We start from the raw sequence: 16,297 nt of genomic DNA, 5'->3' as shown, positions 1-16,297 counted from the left end.
CGTCGCTTTTTTTTATGGAGTTTTAAAGTAATGACTATAGAAATTGTACATGTAGCTGTTGGTGTTATTAAGAAAAATAACGCTATATTCATTTGTAAACGCGCAGATGAACAACATCAAGGCGGTTTATGGGAATTTCCTGGTGGCAAAGTAGAAGCAGGTGAAAGTGTTTTTGTTGCACTTAAACGCGAGCTTACTGAAGAAGTTGGATTAACGATTCACAGCTCTAGCCAACTTATGGTGATTGAGCATGACTACGGCGATAAATGCGTTAAATTAGATGTACACGTAGTAAGTAACTTTAGCGGTGAAGCACATGGCGCTGAAGGGCAACCTAGTGAATGGGTAGCAATTAGTGAATTAGAAAATTATGATTTTCCTGAAGCTAATGCTGAAATTATCGAGAAAATAGTAGCCCGATACGCATAACAAACTAGGTACAAGTGAGCACAATGAACATCTCAATACAAAATAAGTTAAGCGGACAATTAGCATTAAATCCTGAGTTAACTCAAGTTAGTGTGATTGGTAGCGGCCATATAAATAGTACATGGCTACTTACGTGTATTGATAAACAGTTTATTGTGCAAAAACTTAATACTGAGGTATTTAAATACCCTGCTCAGTTAGTAAGTAATGCAAAGCTAATTGAGCAGCATTTAAATACCAAACAACTACAAAGCAACTACCCCCTTGAAACAGTTAAACATATAGCCATACAAAACAACGAACACTTAATAGAAATTGATAGCGCGCATTATCGCGTCCTTAGCTATATTAGTGACAGTTACAGCGAAGACGTTGTTAAAAATGCGCAACAGAGCGAGCAAGCGGCTTACGCCTTTGGCGTGTTTGCTCATGCATTACAAGATTTTGATACACAACAACTACATACTGTAATTCCTGATTTTCATAACTTAGCGATGCGCTTTGAGCAATTAAATACCGCAATCACAAATAACTCTGTAAATAGAGTAAAGCACTGCGCTGACGAAATAGAATATTGCTTATCGCAGCAACATTTAATCACCGAGCTTAATAGTATAGCTAAGCAGATACCACTTAGAGTGTGTCATAACGATACAAAAATAAATAATATGCTGTTTTGTAGTGCAACTCACAAAGCAAAAGCAGTGATTGATTTAGATACCTGCATGGCGGGATTTAGGCTTTATGATTTTGGCGACATGGTACGCACTTTCTGCTCCCCCGAAGCCGAGGATTCAACAAACTTACACAACGTTATTATTCGAAAAGATATATTTTCAGCCATTGTTAAAGGCTATGTGACGCCATTAAAAAGTAGCATGAGTACAAAAGAACAAGAAAGCCTGCTGTTAGGCGCTAAAATAATGCCGCTCATGTTAAGTGTGCGCTTTTTAACTGATTACTTAAATAACGATGTGTACTTTAAAGTGGCTCATGCAGAGCATAATTTAGAGCGAGCACAAAACCAACTCGCGCTTTATAAAAACATACTCAGTAACGAAAAATGGATGCACCAATGCTTAATGAGCTAAAGCTTATTTAACCTGAACTCTGGTTAAGAGATTTATTAACGTATTGAATCATGGTGATATTTAAATTTATTTTCTCTAGCCAGAGATTTTTAGTGAAAACAAGGCGAATTTACGCGTCAATAGCTGGCCTATTGCAAGTAAATTCAACGCAGTTAGCGCTGAAAATAGCTGCTTGAGATAGTTTTATTATCCATAGTTCAGGTTATTTACAAATTCAAGATACAAAAAAACCAGTAAGCTAAAAACTTACTGGTTTTTTGTTAACTTTAAATCAGTCTATTTAGTAAATTACCAAATTTTTACGCGATCTTCTGGTTTGATATACATTTTATCACCTTCTTTTACGTCAAACGCTTCGTAAAACTCAGGCATATTCGACAAGATACCGATTACACGGTAGTGACTTGGTGAATGAGGGTCTGTTAATAAACGATTACGTAACTCTTCATCGCGATAGTTACGACGCCAAATTTGTGACCAACCCATAAAGAAGCGTTGATCGCCTGTGTAACCATCAATCACTGGTGATTTTTTATCACCTAAAGACAGCATATACGCTTTATGCGCAACCGTTAAGCCACCTAAGTCACCAATGTTTTCGCCAAGCGTTAGCTCGCCATTAACACTTGCATCTTCAAACGGTTTATATTCGTTATACTGTGCAACTAGAGCCGCTGTACGCTCTTCAAATTGCTTAAGGTCAGTCTCACTCCACCAGTTACGTAAGTTGCCATCACCGTCGTATTTAGCACCTTGGTCGTCAAAACCATGACCAAGCTCATGCCCAATTACTGCACCAATTGCGCCGTAGTTTACAGCATCATCCGCTTCTAAATTAAAGAATGGCGGTTGTAAAATAGCTGCTGGAAATACAATTTCGTTGTTTACTGGATTGTAATACGCATTTACTGTTTGCGGAGTCATGTGCCACTCAGAGCGATCAACTGGTTTACCCAATTTAGCAATCATGTCTGCGTACGCCCATTCGCTATAACGAATGTAATTGCCTACTAGCTCATCTGAGTTAATATCTAGCTCAGAGTAATCTTTCCACGTGTCTGGGTAACCAATTTTAGGCGTAAATTTGTCTAGTTTTTCTTTCGCTGCAAGCTTTGTTTCAGGGCTCATCCACTCAAGATTTTCAATAGCAACGCCATAACCTTTAATTACGTTATCAACTAGCTCTTCCATGCGTGCTTTAGCTTCTGGCGGGAAGTTATCTTTAACGTATACCTTACCTAAAATTTCACCAAGTACACTGTTAGATGCATCAACCGCTTGTTTCCAAAGAGGTGCTTGTTCTTCTACGCCACGAAGTGTTGTGCTGTAAAAGTCAAAGTTAAGGTTAACTAAATCTTCACTAAGTAGTTCTGCATAACCACTTACAAAATGAAATTTTAAGTAGTTTTTCCACGTCGCTAAATCAGTGTCTTTGTAAATAGTAGCAAGTGCTTCTAAGTAGCTTGGTTGACGTACAATAATGTCACTTGCACTCACGCCTGCATCTTTAAAGAATGCAGCTAAATCAAGGTCACCCATCAACTTGCTTGCATCTGCTACTGTCATCTTATTATAAGATTTAGTTGCATCACGGCTTTGCACACGGCTCCACTGAGCATCAGCTAGTGTTTTTTCAAATGCAAGTACGCTCTTAGCTGCTTCTGCCGCATCCTTAACGCCTGACTTTGCTAAAACATCAGTGATGTATTGCTCGTAAGAAGCGCGAATTTTAGTGAATTTTTCGTCATCTTTTAAGTAATAGTCACGATCTGGTAAACCAAGACCCGACTGAGATAAATACAATGCATACTCACTTGAGTTTTTAGCATCGTTATTTACAAACCAACCAAACGGTAAAGTACCGCCTTGTTTTTGAATTTTAGCCATTAAACCCACTAAATCAGCTTTAGATTTAACGCTATCAATTGTATCTAATGACGGTTGTAATGGCGTAATACCTAGCTCATTACGCGCATCTTTATTCATATAGCTTTTATAAAATGCACCAATTTTGTACTCATCACTGCCTTTTTTAGCGGCTTTGTTTGCGGCTGCACTTTCAAGGGCTATTTTCATCGCTTTTTGCGACTCATCATATAACTGCGAAAAAGAACCGTAGTTAGATTTATCACCTGGTATTTCAGTTTTAGCTAACCACTGACCATTTACATGGTAGTAAAAATCGTCTTGTGCGCGTACTGAACTATCCATATTAGCTAATTCAATACCAAGCTCTAGTGGTTTTTCAGCGGGTGCTGTTACTACTGGAGTGTCGGTTACTTTTGTTTCTTGTTGTTTTTCACCACAACCTACCAAGCCAAGCGCAAGTGCGATACTTGCAGCAGCCATTGTTACTTTATTCATAATTATTCCGTTTGTTAGTTAGAATTGAATCATACCAATCTGCTTATATATGGGGTCTATTTAACGTTAAGAAAATTACGCTAGAACCAGGCAAAAGTTTTTGTATCTAGTTGCTCTAAATAAAAAATTTTTAACGACGTTATAGTGCAATTTAATTCGTTAAATTGATCAAAGACTTATGCAGGTTGGTATCACATACCAACTCCATTAAATTCTTGAATATAGCAGGAGTAAAAATAGCACTGCCTACACGCTTTTACTTAATGGAATGGGTATCAAAGAGCTTTCGATCAATATAAAGCCCACGCAGTATCATAAACCTCATTAAGCCAACAATAAAATGGAATATGTAACAAAGTATTTTGAATGCGGTGAGCTGCCAAATTAGCCCCACCAATAACAAGATGGTGGGTAGTTAAGACTTACTTTTATTTTTTCCGTGAAGCGCTAAACGCTCTAGTTTTTCTTTTAAAGAAGGGGGTGCAGAAGATGCTATCGCGTTTAAGTAATCAGCTGTTTGCTCACTCATTTTACGTGAGTTGGTAACTGCAGGACTGCCCGACTTATTCGCTGTACTTAATCTCTGAGTTGCTTGAGGATTTGCAGTTATTTTTATTTGCCCGAGCTCTGCCATTCCGGCAGCTCTAAAATGTGAAAGCATATCCATTTTTAAATAATTAAGCCTAAGCGCGATAGGTGCAGATACCGCCTCTATCATTAGCGTACCGTCTCGGTAATTGCTGACTCGGCATTTATCACCCAACTTAGGGCCTAAAAAATCTTTTAATAGGGTTTGCTGTGTATCAAGTGCTTGGCTTTTACCTGCATAAGCCGATAAACGATTATTTAACCCCGCCATAATATCGGTTAGCGGTTTTGGTGCATATCTATCTTTAGCCATTTTACACCTCGTAAAAGCTCACTTAGACCCAGAGATAATACTCTAGGTCTAAGTATACACTGCGTATTAATACTACGCGCCGGCTATTTGCATTTGCTCTATTAATACTGAGCCTGTTTGAATACCACCACGGCGTTCGATGTCACCACCAATAGCAGATATGCCTTTAAACATATCTTTTAAATTACCAGCAATGGTAATTTCGCTTACAGGATATTGGATTTCACCATTTTCAACCCAAAAACCAGCAGCACCACGAGAGTAATCACCCGTTACGGTATTTACGCCCTGCCCCATTAGCTCTGTAACTAATAAGCCGGTGCCCATCGTTTTTAATAGTGCAGTTAAATCGTTATGAGTTTGCTCAACAAGCCAGTTATGTATACCGCCAGCATGCCCTGTTGGGGTCATATTCATTTTACGCGCGGCATAACTTGCTAATAAATAAGTTTGTAGCTCGCCGCCTTGAATAATTTCCCTATCGAATGTTTTAACACCTTCGCTATCAAACGGTGACGACGCCAACCCTTTTAAAATATGTGGGCGCTCGGCAATATTCACACAATTACTAAATACTTGTGTGCCTAAGCTATCAAGTAAAAAACTTGATTTACGATAAAGCGCACCACCACCAATTGCCGACACTAAGTGACCAAACAATGAATTTGCAATATCGGCTCTAAAAATAACAGGCACTTTTATTGTGCCTAACTTTTGGCTATTTAATTTAGCCAATGTTTCAGCTGCTGCTTCAAGCCCAACTGCCGCTGCGTCATTTAAACCCGCTTGGTCGCGTGCAACAGTATAAGCAGAGTCGCGTTGCATCTGCTCGCCATCTTGACCTATTACCATAGTGCTAATGCTATGACGAGTGCGTGGAAAGCCCGTTATCAAACCATGGCTGTTGCCATAAACACGTAATCCTTGGTGAGATGAAAAACTCGCACCATCAGAGTTAACAATACGCTCATCTGCATTTAGTGCAGCTTGCTCAGCAGCATGACAAAGCTCAATACCTTCTTCAGGGCTTACATCCCAAGGATGGTATAAATCTAAATCTTTAGGATTGAATTCAAGCAATTCTTTATCAGCAACGCCGTTAAATGGGTCATCCGATGTAAATTTGGCTATATCAATCGCTTTTTCGACTACCATGCGCAATGTTTTTGGATTTAAATCAGCGGTTGACGCCGAACCTTTATTATTACCAACGTATACACTAATGCCTAAGCCGCCGTCCTGGTTAAACTCAATGGTTTCTACTTCACCCATTCGTGTACTAACCGATAAACCAGACGTGCTAGACATGGCAGCTTCTGCAGCTGTAGCGCCTAATTTTTTAGCATGTTCGAGTACTTCTGCTACCCCATCTTTAACTTGCGATATTTGAGAATAAATTGGATCGTTTTGTTGGCTTTTCATAAATTAAGTCCTGAGCCTTAGAGGCATAATGCACGCATTTCTTATATTTAAATGCTAACACACTCAATGCATCACATCAGCTAATATTCCTAAGTATCATATTCATGTATAATGGCAAAAGTTATTTTTATTTAAGAGCACCCCATGGCAAAGAAAAAAGGCAAGCCTGCTGAAATTGAAGAAGAAATTGAATATGTATCAAGAACGGAACTTAAGCGTGAAGCGCAAGAGTTTCATCAGTTAGGTACTGAAATTGCCAAAATGGGTAAAAAACAGCGCGAACGCCTGCCATTAAATGACGATTTAAAAGCGGCAATGGTTGTTGCTGATAAAATAAGTAATAAAAGTGACGCGTACCGCCGTCACTTAAACTACATCGCTAAAACGTTGCGTACTGTAGAAAACATTGACGCTATTAGAGCGATTATCGATGTAATGCTTAATAAAAATAACCAAGCTGAAGTATTGGTCAAAAAAATTGAGCAATTACGTTCAGACCTAATTGAACAAGGTGATGACCTTATCAATGAGACTATTGAACAGTTTCCGTCTCTTGATCGTCAGCAAATGCGTCAATTGGTTCGTAATGCGGCGAAAGAAGCGAAAGCTGAAAAGCCGGGTAAAGGTTATAAAGAGTTATTTCAATATCTCAAAGATGCCCATACTGTTACGTATTAATTAGACCGCATTAATTGATATTTTATTAAAAAAGGTGCTTCGGCACCTTTTTTGTTATAGATCAAACCGCCTCACTGCGTACTTTTTTATAATCACCCCCTAAATAAATACTTAGGTGCGCGTGATGATTAAACTTCCACAATGGGATCAAACCCTAATAAACAAATATAATGTGTCTGGCCCCCGTTATACCTCGTATCCCACAGCTCTATCACTGCGTGATGGGTATCAACAACAAGACCTACTAAGCGCTGTAGAATCATCAACGAGTCGTTCACTCTCTTTATATATTCATATTCCGTTTTGTAGTCAGCTTTGCTACTACTGTGGCTGTAATAAAATAATTACCCGCCATCAATCTAAGGCCGATACGTATCTCGACTTTTTAGCAAAAGAAATTACTGCCCAAGCTCATTTATTTAAAAACTACACGGTTGAGCAATTACATTTAGGTGGCGGTACTCCCACCTTTTTAACCGCAAAACAAATGACTCGTCTAATTAAGCTTTTAGAGCAGCACTTTAATTTTACAAGCACAACAGAGCGCGGCATTGAAATAGACCCTCGCTCACTTGCCGATAATATGCTTGTTGATTTAAGAATGCTTGGCTTTAACCGTGTCTCATTTGGGATTCAAGACTTTAACGACGACGTGCAACTTGCTGTTAATCGCCCGCAAAATGCAGATACGGTTAAGCAATTAATTACACAAGCTCGCGAGCTGGGATTTCAATCTATTAATGCAGATATGATTTACGGGCTTCCTCTGCAAACGCCAGAGAGCTTTAAGCAAACTATAGAGCAACTTATTAAGTTAAGCCCTGACCGAGTATCGGTGTTTAACTACGCGCATTTACCAGAGCGCTTTGCCGCACAGCGTAAGATTAAAGATGCAGATTTACCCAGTGCACATAATAAACTCACTATGTTTAAAAACACGCTGGAGCAGATGACGCAAGCAGGCTATCAATTTATTGGTATGGACCACTTTGCAAAAAACGATAACGAACTAGCTATTGCGCAAAATGAAGGCAAGTTACATCGTAATTTTCAAGGTTATACAACCCATGGAAATTGTGATTTATTAGGCTTAGGCGTGTCATCAATTTCACAAATTGGCACTGCCATTTTACAAAATCAAAAAGAATTAAAACATTATTACCACAGCGTAGAAACACAAAACGGCTGTGCTCTTAATAAAGGTATGCACTTAACGCATGATGATGTAATTCGTGCTGATGCAATTAAGCAGCTCATTTGCCAGTTTGAATTAGATATACAAGACTTTAGCGAAAAGCATGCGCTTATATTTAATGACTACTTTGAGGATGCGTTAATTGCGCTTACGCCACTTATAAAAGATGAACTAGTCACTATAAATGATAATAAAATTAGCGTAACGCCACGCGGCAACTTATTCATTCGTATTATTTGCATGTGCTTTGACGCTCATTTACAAAAACAAATAAATGCGACGCGTTTTTCACGAGTGATTTAACTGATACTAATTTAATGCAATTTGTATGAAAATTTTTACGCATAAAAAAAGCAGACCAAGGTCTGCTTTTTTTGAGTACTCGAAAAACTAAAGCTAGTTAAAAACTACTTTATCGCTGCCAGGAGCGGCTTTAAACTCGATGATAATTTTAGCGCAATCGGCTTTAACTTCATCTTTAAGTGTTTCTTCAGCTTGCCAGCGAGCTTTATCTAGCTTAAAAATTTCTTTTTTAGCATATTTTTTACGTGCATCGTGTGTCGGCATTTCTTTAACTACCTGGTACATTTTATAAATGCCAGGATATTGTGTCGTTAAATCACGCTCGCTCTCAAAGCCATATTGAGACATAAGTACCCAAATACGTAAACAGCCTTCAGAAAACTCACACTGCTCTTCATTCATTGCACGCGCAATTAAATGAATACTATCGGCTAGTTTGGCATTTCGCTTTAAACGCGACTTCTCAAGCTTTTGCTTTTGTTCAGCCTGCGTTTTAGCAATTAACTTTTTTTGCGCATTTAACTTATACAGCAACTGACCCGCATAAAATGCCAGACCAACTATTATAGCAGCGCCTAAAAGTAAGGCTAAAATTACCGCGGTACTCATTATTTATCCTTACTATTTGTCGTCTTCATCTAACCATTCGTTGGCTAAATCGTCAGATAAGTATTGATCGAAATCAGAATTGCCTTTGCTTTCAATATCATCTTCAAGGTCATCTTCAAATTCGTCTTCATCCTCGTCTTCAATACCAAGAATTTCACATAACGCCTGATGGCGAGCAATACGGCTATTAAAGTACTTAGCATCTTTACCAGTTAGCATTTCACCTTCTTCATGACGCTCTACTAGTTTAAGTAAACGCTCGTCATTCTCAAGTGCTTCTAGCTCTTGTTCAGGTGTAAATTCAGGCTCGATTACCTTTTTCAGCTCAATAGTTGGCTTTAAGTTGCGTTTCATTTCAACTTTAGGCTCAGGCGCAGTTGCAATTAATGGTACCGGCTTTTTACTGCCTACACGCTTATCTTTCGGCGCGTGACCAGCATTATGGCTTTCGCTATCTAGTAAATCTGGCGCGTTACGAGAACCTGGCTTAGCACCTTTGGTTTTTTTAACTCGCTGCTCTTTTAATGCGCGCATTTCTTTAAGCTTATCTTGGCTTAAACGAACAGGTCCGTTTGCTGGGCTTTTGCGTGACTTTTTAGTTCTACTCATATCTTGATCATCTCACTTAAGAGGTTTTGAGCGAAGCGCAAATTAATGGGCATCGCAGTGCTGGCCTAGCCAGAAGAATTCAGTTTGCGCTTAGAGGTTGGGTCTCTCATTTAAAAGCGCCTTAGCTAATTAATCGCCAATTTAAAACGGTGGGTATTGTAACAGGACAAATAAAAAGGCGGTAGAGAAAACATCTCTACCGCCTGCTAATCTGAGCGCCATTATCTGGACACTTCTCCCTTCGACTTTTTTTAGTCTTTATTATTTTTATTATTATCAGTCCGTATTGTTATTATTTTTACGTTCCTTGTTACATTCCATTTTGTTTTTATTATTAAACTTCCATGAGTTTTTTATTATTTTCGGTCATCCTGACACTTTTTTATTATTTCCTTTAGTAGCACTAATCTTATGCTATGTAGTCATGCCGCGTTACTTTCCTTGATAGTTATTTCCGTTTTGTTATTGTTGTTTTGCGACAGTGGTTAATTTACTCGTTAATGATTTTGTTACAACTGGTTTATATAACTTTTATTATATTTATTACATTGAGATATAAAAATAAACATAAATTACAATAAGTTAATCAATAATCAAAAATAAAAAGAAGACTTTTCTTACAACCAGACATGGTCAATGTCTTACATTAAAACGGACGATATCGTTAATTTTTGACACAAAAAAAGCAGCCTAGGCTGCTTTTTTTAACACATTGTAGTTTATTTATTATTAACTGCTAAATAAATACGACTTTAGTGTAAGCCACCTAAATACTGAGAAAGTACTTCGATGTCTTTATCTGTTAATTTTTTTGCAATATCGCCCATCATGCCATTTAAGTCATTATGACGAGTACCATCACGGAACTTTTCAAGTTGAGCCTTGATATATCCTGGATGCTGAAAAGAAATTTTTGGAAACTTAGCAAGTGACGAGCCATTACCACGTGGGCCATGACATGCTGCACATGATGGAATTCCACGTTCTGCATCGCCTGCTTTAAAAAGCATCTCGCCAACTTCAACAACATCTTTAGGTGTAGCACCTTCAGACATGTTCATTGAAGAAAAATAAGCAGCTAGATCTTTCATGTCTTGCTCGCTAAGTGGCATAGCCATAGCGCTCATTACTGGATCCATACGCCCTTCTTTGCCGCCTGATGTCATACCTAATTTTAAATCCTGAAGTTGCTTAAGGATATAATCTGGATGTTGACCTGCAATTTTAGGGTAAATATTAACCGGCGCATTACCGTCTGGGCCGTGACAAGCCGCACACGTTGCTGATTTTTCTTTACCTGCGTTTACATCGCCATCAAATGCTGTTGCGTTGCTTGCTGACAACGCACCAAGCAATATTGTTAAAGATAGTGCTATTTTTTTCATGGTGAATTCTCTGTTTCCGACCCTGTATCATCTACAATCGTGATGCTGTAATACATATATTCTACACGATAATAAATTCTCTGGCACGTTTTCTACACATATTAAGCTTATAATTTACAGGGTTTTGACTTAGATTAAGCTTTAACATGTTTTAAATGTACCATAGGTGCTGTTTTTAGGTGGTTAAATACGCTTTTTAATACATCCTTTATAGTATAAAATACGCGCCCTGAGTGAATTTGGTTTACTCAACGTTATTTATTTAAGTTTTAGGAGAGCCTGTGCTCAAATCTCGTATCAAATATAATACTGCGTCTTTCGTAACAAGCGCTCCCGACATTACTAAATTACCTGCTGATACGGGAATTGAAGTTGCGTTTGCCGGTCGTTCCAACGCAGGTAAGTCGAGTGCATTAAATGCATTAACCGATCAGAAGCTAGCACGTACAAGTAAAACACCTGGACGTACTCAGCTAATCAATACATTCGATTTAGCTGATGTTGACGATATGCGCCTTATCGATTTACCAGGCTATGGTTTTGCTAAAGTACCAATCGAAATGAAAAAGAAATGGCAAAAATCGCTAGGCGAATACCTACAAAAGCGTCAAAGCTTAAAAGGTATTGTTATTTTAATGGATATTCGTCATCCATTAAAAGATTTAGACCGCGATTTAATTAATTGGGCTATTGGTAGTGAAATTCCAGTATTGGCACTATTAACTAAAGCCGATAAATTAAAGCAAGGCCCTCGTAAATCACAAGTACTGCAAGTTCGTCGTGAATTAAGCACGCTTGATGGGGATATTACAGTTCATGCATTTTCATCATTAAAAGGCACGGGTTTACCAGAAGTAGCTAAAAAACTAGATGAATGGTTTTTAGGTCCTATTATTGCTGTACCACCTACCGATGAAACAATCACAGACGAAACTAACCCAGAGGCTTAAACGCTGGCGTTACGATAAATAAAACTGCTTTCCTGCAGATTTAATAAAATAGCCGAGCTTATCAGACTCGGCTTTTTCAGCCCACTGATAAAATACGCTTCGCGCAACACGCGCACTACAGCCATAAGGTAGCTTTAGATAAGGCACTTTTGACCCTTTATAATCCTTTATAACTAAAGGCTGCTGAGCGCTCACCAACCACTGCCTAGCTAAATTATCAATACAACACAACACCTGCCCTTGCACTGTATTTTCAAAACGCCAATCAACAATAATAAACGGCGCATCATCAACCGTTATTGTTATTTTTTCGACAGGTGTTTTTAAATAAAATTGCTCACCTTCTTTACATAGAACAGAAGCAAACAGCTTCACCATGGCTGGGCGTGTTATTTCGCTGCCATCGTAAAACCATTTCCCCTCATGATTAATGACAATTGGCAGTTCACCACAATGATTAGGCTGCCAACTATCAAAAGGCTTGCTTGGCTCGCTTAATTGCTTGCTAAGCTCACTTAAAGAAATCACTGTTTTTTAAGTGTAATTGCAAATGTAACAGGCACTGCTGTTGCAATTGAAGGTAAGCCCGCTAGCTCTTGCAGCTTTTTAACGCCTTCAGTTACACCAAAATCATCACTATTAATAATAATAGGTGTTAATGATGATACCGTTAAATCACCACTTTGCGTGCTGTTAACGAGTACATCAATTGCCAATGCCTTTTTATTACCGTGAAAATCAAGCTCAGCTTTAATACCCTTCAGTACATATTGGCCAGGCTTTTTAATATTGCTCAGTTCTTTAGTTAAATTTGCAGTTAAAACAGCATTTGGAAATTTAGCCGCTTCGAATAAAAATGTCGTTAAACGCTCATTACGAATAGGAATTAGAGTTTCAGCTGATGTTAAATCAACATTAACGCTAAACTCGCCTTTATCAGAAAGCATACCTTCAAGGTTAGTAAAATGGTGAGCTTCAGCAATCGAATCTTTTTTAATTGAAACAAAGCTTAGTTGGCTTTTATCATTCACTAGCTGCCAATTCGCCTGAGCAACATTAGAAATAACTAAACTTGATAAAGAAAAACCTGCAATAGCTAATGCTTTAAACATAACGCACTCCTTAGTAATAAAATGAAAAGAATAAAAATAATATCACTTCGATGGTATCACCTGCGATGTACCCAAACCACCTCGAAATGACGAATGAATAATACAATTGGTATAGCGCAATAAAGAGTTAATTAGATAGGATTTTCAGGCGTAAAACAAAAAACGGCCCACCAAACAAGTTGGTAGGCCGGTATAGCAAACTGGGGAGAAGCTATCAATTTGTTGCACCCTTTCAGATGCATCATCAACAGGATGTCCTACAGGATAGGACAGGCGGGACTTTAACAAAAGCACGCATTAAAATACAATCATATTCCTGTAAAACAGCTCGAATTGACGAACATATAACTATTTAATACAAATAGTTGCTTAAATTAACCTTATTTTAACTAAAGCTTGCATATACCTGATTGAATCGCTGTTATTCGCCATTTTTATTAAACATAAAAAAAGCGCCAAAAGGCGCTTTAATTAAAATGCTCAAATTGCATTAATGAGCTTGTTCCCAGTTGTCACCTTCATCAGCTTCAACTATAAGTGGTACATCTAGCGCAGCAGCTTGCGACATCAGTTCACAGATGTGTTTTGTGTACTGTGGTGCGCAGTCTGTTTTGATTTCAAATACTAATTCATCGTGCACTTGCATGAGCAGCTTAATTGTATTTGGCGCTTGTTCGTGTACCCAGCGGTTAACGCTCAGCATTGCCTTTTTAATAATATCGGCGGCAGTACCTTGCATTGGTGCGTTTATAGCAGCACGTTCGGCTCCTTTTCTGCGCGCCCCATTACGTGCGTTTATTTCTGGTAAATGTAGGCGACGACCAAATATTGTTTCAACGTAGCCATTTTCAGCTGCTTTTTCGCGTGTTGTTTCCATGTACTCTAATACACCTGGAAAACGCTCAAAGTATTTATCTATGTAATGCTGCGCTTCGTGGCGTGGCACATCTAGTTGACGTGCTAAACCAAATGCCGACATACCGTAAATTAAGCCAAAGTTTACTGCTTTCGCCTTACGGCGCATATCGGTAGTTACATCATCAAGCTCTACACCAAATACTTCAGCGGCAGTTGCACTATGTACATCTAAGCCGTTAGCAAATGCATTTAATAGACCTTTGTCTTGTGAAAGATGCGCCATAATACGCAGCTCAATTTGACTATAATCGGCAGCGACAATTTTATAACCATCTGCGGCTATAAACGCTTCACGAATACGACGTCCTTCTTCTGAACGAATAGGAATATTTTGTAAATTAGGATCAGTTGAACTCAAGCGCCCCGTAGCTGTAATTGCCTGATGATAAGACGTATGTACACGCTGGGTTTTCTCATTCACCATTAATGGTAATTTATCGGTGTAAGTTGATTTAAGCTTTGATAAACCACGATGCTCTATAATTACTTTAGGTAGCGGATAATCATGAGCAAGTTCTTGCAGTACTTCTTCTGCGGTAGAAGGTGCACCTTTAGGCGTTTTTTTAATAATAGGCAGCCCAAGCTTTTCAAACAACAGTACTTGTAGCTGTTTTGGTGAACTTAAGTTAAATGGTTCGCCTGCTATTTCAAACGCTTCTTTTTCAAGCTCAATTAAACGCTCGCCTAAACGTTGGCTGTGCGCTCCAAGCATATTGCTATCTATCGCAACACCAGTGCGTTCAATATCAGAAATCACACTAATAAGTGGCATTTCTATATCTTCAAATACCGATTTTAGCTTTTCATCAGCTGCTATTTTTGGCCAAAGCACTTCGTGTAAACGCAAAGTAATATCGGCATCTTCAGCGGCGTAAGGTGCTGCTTTTTCAAGTTCAATTTGGTTAAAGGTAAGTTGCTTTTTACCTTTGCCAGCAATATCTTCAAAGCTAATATTTTTATGACCTAGGTATTTAAGTGCTAGCGAGTCCATATCGTGACGCGTGCCTACACTATTAAATACATACGACTCAAGCATAGTGTCAAACTTAATACCATTTAGCGCAAAGCCTGCATTCGCTAATACACTTTTGTCATATTTAAGGTTTTGCCCTACTTTAGCTTTGTTTTCATCTGCCAAAATTGGACCTAGCTTTTGCATTACAAATTCAAGGCTTAATTGCTCAGGCGCACCTGGGTAGTCATGCGCTACCGGTAAATACACAGCTTCACCCGCTTTTACGGCAAAGCTCATACCCACCAATTGCGCTTTCATGTAATCAAGGCTGGTTGTTTCAGTATCAAATGCAAATAACTCAGCACTATTTAATTGATTTATCAGCGTATCAAATTGCGCCTCAGTTAAAATAGTTTCGTAATGAGCATCTTCTACTTTTGGTAATTCAGTGGCTTGGGTAGGTACAGCTAAATGTGTTTCAGCATCTTTAGGATTATCAAGTAATTCAGCTAACCAACGACGGAATTCGCACTCACCATATAATGCAATTAATTCGTCTTTGTTAGGCTCTTGAAGTTTGAATGTATCAAGATCAGATTCAACTTCAACATCACACTTAATTGTCGCAAGTTCGTAGCTTAAAGGCAGATGATCAAGAGCAATTGCTAACTTTTCGCCTATTTTACCTTTAATCTCACTGGCGTGATCCATTACACCTTGAAGAGAACCATATTTTTCTAACCATTTAACTGCAGTTTTAGGACCACAACCTTCAACACCCGGAATATTATCGACCTTATCACCCATTAATGCTAAGTAATCAATAATAAGTTCAGGGCCTACACCAAACTTTTCAACCACGGTAACGGGATCTGAAATACTGTCAGTCATCGTGTTTATTAGCGTAACGTGTTCATTAACAAGCTGTGCCATGTCTTTATCGCCAGTAGAGACGAGTACATGTCGTTTTTGCTCTGACGCTATACGTGCAAATGTACCAATAACATCATCAGCTTCAACGCCTTCAATACTAATTAGCGGAAAGCCCATCGCTTTAATAATACTGTGTATTGGTGCTATTTGAGTGCGTAAGTCATCCGGCATAGGCGGACGATTTGCCTTATACTCGCTATACATATCGTTACGGAACGTTTTACCTTTAGCATCAAATATAACCACCATATGTGAGGGATCGTATTGTCTGATCAAGCTTTTAAGCATGTTGATCACGCCATAAATAGCGCCCGTAGCTTCACCTTTAGAATTAGTTAAATGCGGCGGAGAATGATAAGCACGAAATAAATATGACGAGCCATCAACTAAAATAAGTGGGTTTTCGGGGATCTGAGCCATGGTGAATTTGGATCCTAAATGCA

Annotated in this window: 14 protein-coding genes; 5 read left to right on the top strand and 9 right to left on the bottom strand. The window is 38.6% G+C overall.

The features are described 5' to 3' along the window. The first annotated feature begins 30 nt into the window (after nucleotides 1-30). Both mutT and I6E82_RS00195 read left to right on the top strand, forming a co-directional pair. Nucleotides 31-429, top strand: a complete 399-nt coding sequence (mutT, locus tag I6E82_RS00200) for an 8-oxo-dGTP diphosphatase MutT (RefSeq protein WP_010553815.1) — start codon at nucleotides 31-33, stop codon at nucleotides 427-429. Nucleotides 430-452: 23 nt separating this feature from the next. Beyond that, complete coding sequence (locus I6E82_RS00195) at nucleotides 453-1,520, top strand: phosphotransferase enzyme family protein (RefSeq protein ID WP_197116287.1); 1,068 nt, start codon at nucleotides 453-455, stop codon at nucleotides 1,518-1,520. A 288-nt stretch (nucleotides 1,521-1,808) separates the two neighbouring features. Here the strand turns inward: I6E82_RS00195 and I6E82_RS00190 are convergent, their stop codons facing one another. The 3 genes from I6E82_RS00190 to pmbA form a co-directional block, all read right to left on the bottom strand. Further along, nucleotides 1,809-3,884, bottom strand: a complete 2,076-nt coding sequence (locus I6E82_RS00190) for a M13 family metallopeptidase (RefSeq protein ID WP_165721238.1) — start codon at nucleotides 3,882-3,884, stop codon at nucleotides 1,809-1,811. Nucleotides 3,885-4,299: 415 nt separating this feature from the next. Continuing rightward, the gene (locus I6E82_RS00185) at nucleotides 4,300-4,785 is read right to left on the bottom strand and encodes a DUF721 domain-containing protein (RefSeq protein WP_024589904.1); all 486 of its coding nucleotides are present in this window, start codon (nucleotides 4,783-4,785) and stop codon (nucleotides 4,300-4,302) included. Nucleotides 4,786-4,857: 72 nt separating this feature from the next. After that, complete coding sequence (pmbA, locus tag I6E82_RS00180; RefSeq protein WP_197116286.1) at nucleotides 4,858-6,207, bottom strand: metalloprotease PmbA; 1,350 nt, start codon at nucleotides 6,205-6,207, stop codon at nucleotides 4,858-4,860. A gap of 144 nt (nucleotides 6,208-6,351) precedes the next feature. On the opposite strand from pmbA, the gene yjgA reads away from it, so the two are divergent. Both yjgA and hemN read left to right on the top strand, forming a co-directional pair. Further along, a complete protein-coding gene (gene yjgA / locus I6E82_RS00175; RefSeq protein ID WP_007582068.1) occupies nucleotides 6,352-6,885 on the top strand; it encodes a ribosome biogenesis factor YjgA in 534 nt (177 codons plus the stop codon). A 124-nt stretch (nucleotides 6,886-7,009) separates the two neighbouring features. Then, nucleotides 7,010-8,383 carry an oxygen-independent coproporphyrinogen III oxidase gene (gene hemN / locus I6E82_RS00170; protein ID WP_197116285.1) on the top strand — a complete coding sequence of 458 codons (1,374 nt, stop codon included), beginning with the start codon at nucleotides 7,010-7,012 and terminating at the stop codon, nucleotides 8,381-8,383. Nucleotides 8,384-8,476: 93 nt separating this feature from the next. Here hemN and I6E82_RS00165 read toward each other — a convergent pair whose 3' ends face one another. The 3 genes from I6E82_RS00165 to I6E82_RS00155 all read right to left on the bottom strand — a co-directional run bounded on the left by I6E82_RS00165 (nucleotide 8,477) and on the right by I6E82_RS00155 (nucleotide 10,986). Further along, nucleotides 8,477-8,992, bottom strand: coding sequence for a DUF2489 domain-containing protein (locus I6E82_RS00165; protein ID WP_010553820.1), 516 nt, complete (start codon nucleotides 8,990-8,992; stop codon nucleotides 8,477-8,479). Between the two features lie 12 nt (nucleotides 8,993-9,004). Then, on the bottom strand, nucleotides 9,005-9,601 hold the full coding sequence (gene yihI / locus I6E82_RS00160) for a Der GTPase-activating protein YihI (protein ID WP_007582074.1): 597 nt from the start codon (nucleotides 9,599-9,601) through the stop codon (nucleotides 9,005-9,007). A gap of 752 nt (nucleotides 9,602-10,353) precedes the next feature. Beyond that, nucleotides 10,354-10,986: a c-type cytochrome gene (locus tag I6E82_RS00155; RefSeq protein ID WP_024589909.1), complete on the bottom strand. Its 633-nt coding sequence runs from the start codon at nucleotides 10,984-10,986 to the stop codon at nucleotides 10,354-10,356. A 281-nt stretch (nucleotides 10,987-11,267) separates the two neighbouring features. Here I6E82_RS00155 and yihA point away from each other — a divergent pair, with 281 nt between their 5' ends. Further along, nucleotides 11,268-11,936, top strand: a complete 669-nt coding sequence (gene yihA / locus I6E82_RS00150) for a ribosome biogenesis GTP-binding protein YihA/YsxC (RefSeq protein WP_024596954.1) — start codon at nucleotides 11,268-11,270, stop codon at nucleotides 11,934-11,936. A gap of 9 nt (nucleotides 11,937-11,945) precedes the next feature. Here yihA and I6E82_RS00145 read toward each other — a convergent pair whose 3' ends face one another. From I6E82_RS00145 to polA, 3 genes are all read right to left on the bottom strand, one after another. Further along, on the bottom strand, nucleotides 11,946-12,464 hold the full coding sequence (locus tag I6E82_RS00145) for a DUF1285 domain-containing protein (RefSeq protein WP_007377273.1): 519 nt from the start codon (nucleotides 12,462-12,464) through the stop codon (nucleotides 11,946-11,948). Continuing rightward, nucleotides 12,461-13,048 (bottom strand): YceI family protein, encoded by a 588-nt coding sequence (locus tag I6E82_RS00140; protein WP_197116284.1) that lies wholly within the window; start codon nucleotides 13,046-13,048, stop codon nucleotides 12,461-12,463. Before I6E82_RS00140 ends, I6E82_RS00145 begins: the two co-directional genes overlap by 4 nt. Before the next feature lie 490 nt (nucleotides 13,049-13,538). Further along, nucleotides 13,539-16,274 carry a DNA polymerase I gene (polA, locus tag I6E82_RS00135; RefSeq protein ID WP_197116283.1) on the bottom strand — a complete coding sequence of 912 codons (2,736 nt, stop codon included), beginning with the start codon at nucleotides 16,272-16,274 and terminating at the stop codon, nucleotides 13,539-13,541. Nucleotides 16,275-16,297: the final 23 nt, after the last annotated feature.

The sequence above is a fragment of the Pseudoalteromonas sp. NZS11 genome (assembly GCF_015864765.1).
In the GTDB taxonomy this organism is placed as follows: domain Bacteria; phylum Pseudomonadota; class Gammaproteobacteria; order Enterobacterales; family Alteromonadaceae; genus Pseudoalteromonas; species Pseudoalteromonas arctica.
This window is presented reverse-complemented; position numbering and strand designations above follow the sequence as displayed.